The 7,992-nt window shown below is 59.3% G+C and carries 5 protein-coding genes and 2 pseudogenes; all 7 read right to left on the bottom strand.

All coding sequences use genetic code 11. From position 1 onward, the window contains the following. Nucleotides 1-9: 9 nt before the first annotated feature. The 7 genes and pseudogenes from GY725_17965 to GY725_17995 all read right to left on the bottom strand — a co-directional run bounded on the left by GY725_17965 (nt 10) and on the right by GY725_17995 (nt 7,880). Nucleotides 10-870, bottom strand: coding sequence for a hypothetical protein (locus GY725_17965; protein ID MCP4006074.1), 861 nt, complete (start codon nt 868-870; stop codon nt 10-12). Between the two features lie 572 nt (nt 871-1,442). After that, a pseudogene (locus GY725_17970) lies at nt 1,443-1,553 on the bottom strand (prepilin-type N-terminal cleavage/methylation domain-containing protein). Between the two features lie 487 nt (nt 1,554-2,040). Then, nucleotides 2,041-2,238: pseudogene (locus GY725_17975) on the bottom strand (prepilin-type N-terminal cleavage/methylation domain-containing protein). Between the two features lie 248 nt (nt 2,239-2,486). Beyond that, nucleotides 2,487-3,881 (bottom strand): sigma-54-dependent Fis family transcriptional regulator, encoded by a 1,395-nt coding sequence (locus GY725_17980; protein ID MCP4006075.1) that lies wholly within the window; start codon nt 3,879-3,881, stop codon nt 2,487-2,489. A gap of 15 nt (nt 3,882-3,896) precedes the next feature. Beyond that, nucleotides 3,897-5,534 carry a PAS domain S-box protein gene (locus GY725_17985; protein ID MCP4006076.1) on the bottom strand — a complete coding sequence of 546 codons (1,638 nt, stop codon included), beginning with the start codon at nt 5,532-5,534 and terminating at the stop codon, nt 3,897-3,899. A 20-nt stretch (nt 5,535-5,554) separates the two neighbouring features. Next, the gene (locus GY725_17990) at nt 5,555-6,763 is read right to left on the bottom strand and encodes a type II secretion system F family protein (protein ID MCP4006077.1); all 1,209 of its coding nucleotides are present in this window, start codon (nt 6,761-6,763) and stop codon (nt 5,555-5,557) included. 28 nt (nt 6,764-6,791) lie between these two features. Beyond that, on the bottom strand, nt 6,792-7,880 hold the full coding sequence (locus GY725_17995; GenBank protein ID MCP4006078.1) for a PilT/PilU family type 4a pilus ATPase: 1,089 nt from the start codon (nt 7,878-7,880) through the stop codon (nt 6,792-6,794). Between the last annotated feature and the right edge of the window lie 112 nt (nt 7,881-7,992).

Below are 7,992 nucleotides of genomic sequence, written 5' to 3' on the forward strand. Positions count from 1 at the left end.
ATCATCTCCCTAGCGCTTGAGCTTCAGTTCTTCGTACTCCATCTCGGTGCCGGCTTTGCCCGCACGGATGAAGTAGCTCTTGCCCATTGGATCTCGCGGCTCCGCAGGCAGCAGCTTGGCCTGAACCAGCGTGGCCACGTTTCTCGGATCGCTGCCGTTCGCCTCTCGGTAGCGGGATATCGCGCGATCGATGAGTCCGATGTCCCGGGTGATCCAGATATCGTGTAGGCGGCGTCGGAGCTGTTTGCGTACCCGCGGATGTTCTTCCTGCTGCAAGCGAGCGTGGATGAAACTCATCGCGGTGGCCGGGTCGCCCCCATGGGTGTAGAGGCGCGAGACGAGGAGTTGAAGATAGGTCGGGCCACCGAGTTCCACCGCCCGTTTCAGGTGCTTCGCACCCGTCGCAAAATCATTGCGATCCATGAAGTAGTTGAAGCCGAGCAGGAAATGGATGCGCCAGTAGTCGCTGTTCTCGGCGCCCTTCTCGAGCAGACGGATGGCTGCATCGGGATCCCATCTCAGACCGTTGAGAACCGAACTCATCAGCACGTAGACGCTGTCGAATTCCGGGTCGATATCGGTTACGAGTTGGGCCAGGCGCTCTGCTGCAGGATAGTTCGCAGCGGCGGCCACATCGTCGCCCACGTAGTGGGTCGTCCGAACCCAGAAGAGGTCCGCCACCAATCGCTCGAAACCGAGCGAGAGCACCCGCACGACGTTTCCATCGGGAAGAGGTCCGATCTCTCCATCGGAAGCTTCCTCGACGATGCCCGTCTCGAGCATGAGGTTGATGCGATGAACACCCCAGCCCGCGATGAGCATCGCGGGAACGAGCACCCAATGAAGCGCATGTGAGCGGAAAAAAGACATCTCGAAGGAGATAATCGGGGACGCCAGAAGCGATCTTTAGATGAGGATCGAGTCGGCGAGAGTGACGGAGCCGTCCTCTAGAATACGCTCAGGCCATTCATCGGTTCGTCGCACGGACCGACCTGGCCGGTCATGGGCAGACCGTCCCCGGCGTTGAGGACTTCCGAGCAACCCAGGGGTCCAGAACTCATGGCCGCACCCGAGTTGTCGGGTCGCTTCACACCCCAGAGATTCAGCACACCGTCGCCATCGAGATCCGATTCAGCGGCGGCAAAGTACTGTGCACCCGTGAGCGGAACAGTTCCGTTCGTCGAAACTGCATAGTTGAAGTAGACCTCCCCCTCCGGCTCCCAGCCGATGATGCAATAGCCGGGAGAGCCACTCGAGGGGGGGAAAGAACATGCGGCACCGAAGGTGGTCTTGCTCTGCCCCGGCGGGCTACCCGCTGAGAGCGGCTGAGCCGACCAGGAGAGATACACACCCACTTCGGCGAAGTACCCGGCCTCGGCCTTGCTGATGCCCGCCAGGTTGAGGCGGCCTTCGGCAGCTTTCGTTCGCAGCTGCACGCGGATGAAATTCGGAATCGCCAGCGCCGCCAGAATTCCGATAATTGCAACCACGATCATCAGTTCGATCAGCGTGAAGCCGGAGGCGCGGCGGTTGCGCGTGCCCGTAGCGAACATGGGATCTCCTAGAGTCGTGCGGACGTGAGAAGTCCCGGCGGGACCCGTGGGCCCCGCCGAGACGGGTAATCCGTTCTTCTAAGGAACGAAAGGCTTCCTAGAAGATCTGGCGACCCATGCTCACGTTATTGCACGGTCCGACCTGGCCATTGATGGCCGAACCATCGGCGACGTTCAGGACGCTGCTGCAGCCCATCGAGCCGGCGGTGATATCTAACGTACCTGCCAGATCCGGACGCGAGATGCCCCAGATATTGACGTTTCCATCACCATCGATATCGGAAGCAGCGTCAGCAAAGAACTGGTTGCCGCTCGTGTTGGTATCGACTGCGTACTGGTAGAACACATCACCTTCCGGCTCCCAGCCGATGAAGCAGAAGCCCGGTGCGCTGCTTGCGGGCGGAATACTGCAGGCACTGGCGAAAGCAGACTTGACCTGACCCGGTGCCGAAGACGGCGTCGCGCTCCACGAGAAGTAGGTTCCCACCTCGGCGAAGAACGACTCCTGCGCGGTACGGATGGCCGCGAGGTTGATCTTGCCCTCACTCGCCTTGGATCGGAGCTGGAACTTGATGAAGTTCGGGATGGCGATTGCTGCGAGAATACCGATGATCGCGACGACGATCATCAACTCGATGAGGGTGAAGCCCTCGCGCTTCTTCAGGTTCTTGAGAATCGAATGCATTGGGTCTCCTTGATGACTCTGACTACGACCAGGGGCTCTTCTGAAGACCCCGTGCCGTAAGAATACGGCCGGCCTCCGCTGAGCTAGAGCAAGCACCGTGCCGGAACGGCACTGCGCATCCGGGAAGCGGCAGGAGCCGCCGTGGAAGCCCGAAGAATCTGGCAATCGTGCTCATCTGACGTCAAAGGTCGCCACCTGACCAGAAGCTACAAAGTGACGATTCCCGCGCTTTGCGGTGACGCGTCTCGTCACTCCAGTCCGAGTTTCTCGAGCCGGTAGCGGAACGAGCGAAAGCTCACGCCCAGAAGTGCTGCTGCGCGTTTCTTCACGCCATCCGTTCGCTCGAGGGCTGCGCGAATCAGTGACGCTTCGTACTGCGCAAGGGTTTCTTCCAGATCCATCCCCTCTTCTGGGATGGCGCGAACCAGCGGATTCTGAGATTCGGAGAACACCGTACCGGGAAGCTGCTCGGTTCCGATTTCCTCGGAACGCGCCAGGGTCACGGCCCGCTCGATGATGTTCTCGAGCTCACGCACATTCCCGGGAAACGCGTACCCTTCGAGTATTTCGATCGCTTCTGCGGACAGGCCCGTCACGCGCTTGTCCTGCTCATTTGCAAATCTCTGGACGAAGGAGTGGATCAGCTGCGCAACGTCTTCAGGCCGATCCCGCAGCGCAGGCAGCTCCACTTCGATGACGTTCAGGCGATAGAACAGATCTTCGCGGAATCTCCCCTCGCGAACTTCGTTCTCTAGACTGCGGTTGGTCGAACATACGATTCGAACATTTACGCGGATATCATTGGTCCCGCCAACCCGCCGGAAGATTCGCTCCTGGATCGCCCGCAAGAGCTTGACTTGCAAGTTGAGAGGCATCTCTCCGATCTCGTCGAGAAACAGCGTACCCTTGTCGGCGATTTCGAACAGACCTTGTTTGTCGGAAGTCGCACCCGTGAACGAGCCGCGCATATGCCCAAAGAGCTCGCTCTCGAGCAGGTTCTCGGGGATCGCACCGCAGTTGATCGCAACGTAGGCATTGTCTTTCCGATCGCTCAGCTTGTGAACGGCCCTTGCCACCAGCTCCTTGCCCGTGCCGCTTTCGCCCGTGATCAGCACATTCGTCTTCGACGGCGCTACCTGCCGTACGAGCGCAAAGACATCCTGCATCTGACGCGAGCGTCCCACGACCGAAGGCAGGCTCGTCTGCTCGCGAATCTGCCGTCGCAATCGCTCGTTTTCCGAGCACAATTCCCGCTTCTCGAGCGCCTTGCTCACAACCAGCCTGATCTCATCGATCGAGCAGGGTTTGGTGAGGTAGTCATATGCGCCGTAGCGCATCGCTTCAATCGCCGACTCGGTGGTGCCGTGAGCGGTGATCAAGATGACGGTCGTTTCGGGCGCGTTGTCCTGGATGTGCTCGAGAAGTTCCAACCCGCTCATGCCCGGCATGCGGAGATCGCTGATGACCAGGTCGAACTCGTCGCCTTCGATGGCCAGGATCGCCTGCTCTGCCGAACCGCATGCGACGACGTCATGCCCCTCGCGCTGCAGGAGGATCTCGAGAAACTCCTGCATGCTCGTTTCATCATCTACGATTAGAATCCGTGCCACACGTACTCCCTGGAACGTGCATCGGACCGGCATTTGCGCCTCTTGAGATCAAGCTGCGGGCAAATCCACACTGACTACGGTTCCCTGTCCTTGTTCCGTTCGAACGCCCATCTGGCCGCCGTGCGCCTCGATCACGCGATGGACCGTTGCCAGGCCGAGCCCGGTACCTTTGGGTTTCGTCGTGAAGAAGGGTTCGAAGATGCGCTCGACGAGCTCCGGGGGAATCCCGCAACCACAGTCGATCACGTCGATGTGCACCCTTGGAGCACCAGACTCATCCACCCGGCCTCTCGCTTCGATCCGCACCTTGTGATCTCGGGGTTCTGACTGAGCTGCGTTGATCACCAGGTTCCAGATGACCTGGCGGAGTTGATCCGGATTACCACGCGCACTCAACCCGTTTTCGATGTCAAGCTCCAGTTCGCAGCCGCGACCCTCCGAGTATTCGTCCAGCTCCGCGATCTCTGCCATCAGCTCCTGAAGAGGTACGGCGAGAAAGTGCCCGGGGCCGGGTCTTGCGTAGGTCAAGAAGTCGCTGACCAGACGGTTTAGACGCGCGGTCTCACGCTGCACGATTCGCGCGAGTCGCAAAGAACTCGCATCCCCGGAAGGCAGATCACCCTCCAGTAGTTCGATCGCTCCGGACAGGGATGCAAGAGGGTTGCGAATCTCGTGCGCCAGTCCCGCCGCGAGCTGTCCGACCGCACCGAGTCGTTCGCTACGACGCAACTGCTCTTCCATCTGCACGACCTTCGTCAAGTCCTGGAAGATCACGATCGCCCCATCTTCATGGCCGCCCGCATCGCGCAGAATCGAAATCGACATTCCAAGATGCAACTCCTGGGCATTCCGACTTTCGAACACGAGTTCCATACGGCCGCGCTCCTGCGTCGCAGTACCCGGAAGATCCGCAGGGGCAGAATCACCCGTTTCTCCGGGATCGAGATTGGGGAAGAGCTTCGCGAGCGGCCAGCCCATGACCTCGGCGCTGCCGTAGCCGGTGATTCGCTCGGCCTCGCTGTTGAACGAAGAGATCCGCGCAGCTCGATCCACCGTGAGTAGACCGCTGGCCACATTGTCGACGATTCGCTGGTGAATCTCTCCGAGTTCTCGAAGTTCGACGCGGCCCGCCTGGATCTGATCAGCCAGATTCCGGGACAGGATCGCGACACCCAGAAATGCGAGTGCATGTGCACCCGCAGATGACAGCGCCTCGTGTACCCCCAGCTGACTGCCTGGCTCAAACGCGGGGAACGCCCCCAGCGCCGGTGCAAGACCTACGAGACCGTAACAGATCGTAGCTCCGGCCCATGCCAGTATCGTCGCGCGCGAGCCCGCCGCCAGTGCGACATGAACGATCCAGATGATGTAGAGGGGACCAAAAAGCGAACGCGAGCCGCCCGAGCAATAGACGAGTCCGGTGAGAAGGATGAGATCCCCGGTAAGCTCGAAATAGTTGACCCGTTCGGAGTTTCCCCAGGCTCGCAGAGCTCCGTAGGCCAGCGAGAGGAGAAAGCCCGTGAGGACCAGAGCGTAGAGCGCTACGAGTTCGCGCTCAGAATAGGACCCGCCACCGCGAATCTCGCTGAGTACGGCGACCGCAAAGATGCCACCCAGCGCCGCCAGTCGGATCGCAAAGGCCCGAACCGGCAGCGCCGATTGCTGGGCATTCGCAGGAGCGCGCACCTGGTTTCCGGAAGCCCGGACTAGACGACGGTTTCGGCGATCTTGAAGATCGGGAGATACATGGCCACCAGCAACGCACCGATCGAACCGCCGAGACCGACCATGAGGATCGGCTCGAGAAGGGACGTGAGCCCATCGACGGCCACATCGACTTCGTCGTCGTAGAAGTCAGCCAGCTTGGCGAGCATGGCATCCATTGCGCCGGTCTGCTCTCCGACTGCAATCATCTGCACGACCATCCCCGGAAAGACCTTCGACTGCTGCAGAGGTTCTGCGATCGTCTTGCCCTCGGAGATCGAAGCCTTCGTCACGAGCAATTCGCGCTCGACGATCACGTTTCCGGCCGTGCGCGCCACGATTTCGAGCGCATCCAAAATCGGAACACCCGAGGAGAGCATGGTCGAAAGAGTGCGACTGAAACGAGCCACAGCGACCTTCTTCAGCAGGGGCCCGAAGATCGGTAGCTTCAAAAATACTCCGTCGAAAAAGATTCGCCCGCGTTCCGTGCCGTAGATCTTCTTCAACACAAAACTCAGTGCCACCACTCCGACGATCATCCAGACGATCCACGCCTGAAGGAAGTGCGATACGGAAATGACCATCTGCGTGGGTCCGGGAAGTGCTCCGCCAAAGTCCGCAAACATCTTCTCGAAGACCGGGATGACCTTGACGAGCATCACGACGATAACGACGATCGCGATCACGGTGACTGCAACCGGATAGATCAGCGCGCTCTTTACCTTGCGGCGCAGACTATCGGCCTTTTCCAGATAGACGGCCAGACGGTTCAGGATCGTATCCAGAATACCACCGACTTCACCGGCAGCGACCAGGTTCACGTAGAGCCGATCGAAGACCTTCGGGTGCTTTTCGAGCGCATCCGAGAATGTCGACCCACTCTCGACATCCCCTTTGACCTGCAGGATGATCTTCTTGAAAGCTGGGTTCTCCGTTTGCGTGCCCAGGATGTCCAGGCACTGAACCAGCGGCAGACCCGCATCGATCATCGTCGCAAACTGGCGCGTGAAGATAACCTGGTCCTTGATCGTGATGCCCTTGGCCAGAAACGGGAACATCTCTCCAAGGTCTTTGGCCTTGGGCTTGATCAGTGTCGTTGCGATCTGCTGCATACGCAGCTGATTCTCAGCAGTCTCGAGATCATTGGCGACGATGAGACCCTTCTTGACCAGGCCCTCGCGCGTCTTCCCTATCCACTGAAATGTCGGCATCTAACCCCTCTCCTATTCGGCTTCGGAACTAGCCAGTCCTCCGCACGCGCGAAGCCTGCGGGTTGGAGATCATGGTTTGCAGTTCGTCTTGATCGTCACTCCGAGCCATGGCGTCTTCGAGTGTCACCTGGTGGCGCAGATACAGATCCGCCAGCGCCTGGTTCATCGTCTGCATCCCGTATTTTTCCTGGCCCATCTGCATCTGCGAATAGAGTTGATGGACCTTGTCCTCACGAATCAGGTTGCGGATGGCCTGGTTGGGCACCATGACCTCGACTGCGATCGCACGACCGCCCGAGATCTTGGGAAGCAGGCTCTGACAGAGCACGCCCTCGAGTACAAAGCTCAGTTGCATGCGTACCTGAGCCTGTTGATGAGCGGGAAACACGTCGATCACGCGATTGATGGTCTGCGCCGCGGAGTTCGTGTGCAGAGTGGCGAGACACAGATGGCCGGTCTCTGCGACCGTTAGCGCAGCTTCGATCGTCTCGAGGTCCCGCATCTCACCGACGAGCACGACATCGGGGTCCTGACGAAGGATGTAGCGAAGCGCGCTCTTGAAGCTGGTGGTATCCGCGCCGATTTCTCGCTGATTCACGACACTCGACTTGTGCGGATGCAGGTACTCGATCGGATCCTCGATCGTGATGATGTGGTGGTTCTCTTCGGAATTGATCAGGTCGAGAATCGACGCGAGTGTCGTCGACTTACCGCTTCCGGTCGGTCCCGTGACGAGCAACAGACCGCGAGGACGACGCGCGAGTTCGGTCATGACGGGCGGAAGTCCCAGGTCGTCAAAGCTCATGATCTGATAGGGAATCGTGCGGAAAGCCCCGGCTACGGCACCTCGCTGAACGAAGACATTCGCCCGGAAACGCGCGAGCCCTTTTACTCCAAAACTCAGATCGAGTTCGTTCTGGGATTCAAAACGGTGCTTCTGGGCATCCGTCATGATCGAGTAACAGGCTTGCTTCGTATCCTGTGGTGTGAGAGGCGGAACTCGCAGAGGAACCAGAGCACCATCAACGCGCAGTTGAGGTGGAGTCCCCGTCGTGATGTGAAGGTCAGACGCCCCCTTCTCGATCATTGCCTTCAATAATTGATGCAGATTCGCCATTCGTTTCCCTAGCTGTCCGAGGCCGATACGCGGAAGACCTCGCCGATTGTCGTCGTGCCTTCCATAACCTTGTTCAAAGCGCTTCTTCGCAGCGTACACATTCCACCGCGAA

Source organism: bacterium, from assembly GCA_024226335.1.
Lineage (GTDB): Bacteria > Myxococcota_A > UBA9160 > SZUA-336 > SZUA-336 > JAAELY01.

Excerpts from the sequence above, each read along its gene's own strand:
- GY725_17965 (MCP4006074.1), bottom strand. The coding sequence starts at position 870 with ATGTCTTTTTTCCGCTCACATGCGCTTCATTGGGTGCTCGTTCCCGCG.
- GY725_17980 (MCP4006075.1), bottom strand. The coding sequence starts at position 3,881 with ATGCCGGTCCGATGCACGTTCCAGGGAGTACGTGTGGCACGGATTCTA.
- GY725_17990 (MCP4006077.1), bottom strand. The coding sequence starts at position 6,763 with ATGCCGACATTTCAGTGGATAGGGAAGACGCGCGAGGGCCTGGTCAAG.
- GY725_17995 (MCP4006078.1), bottom strand. The coding sequence starts at position 7,880 with ATGGCGAATCTGCATCAATTATTGAAGGCAATGATCGAGAAGGGGGCG.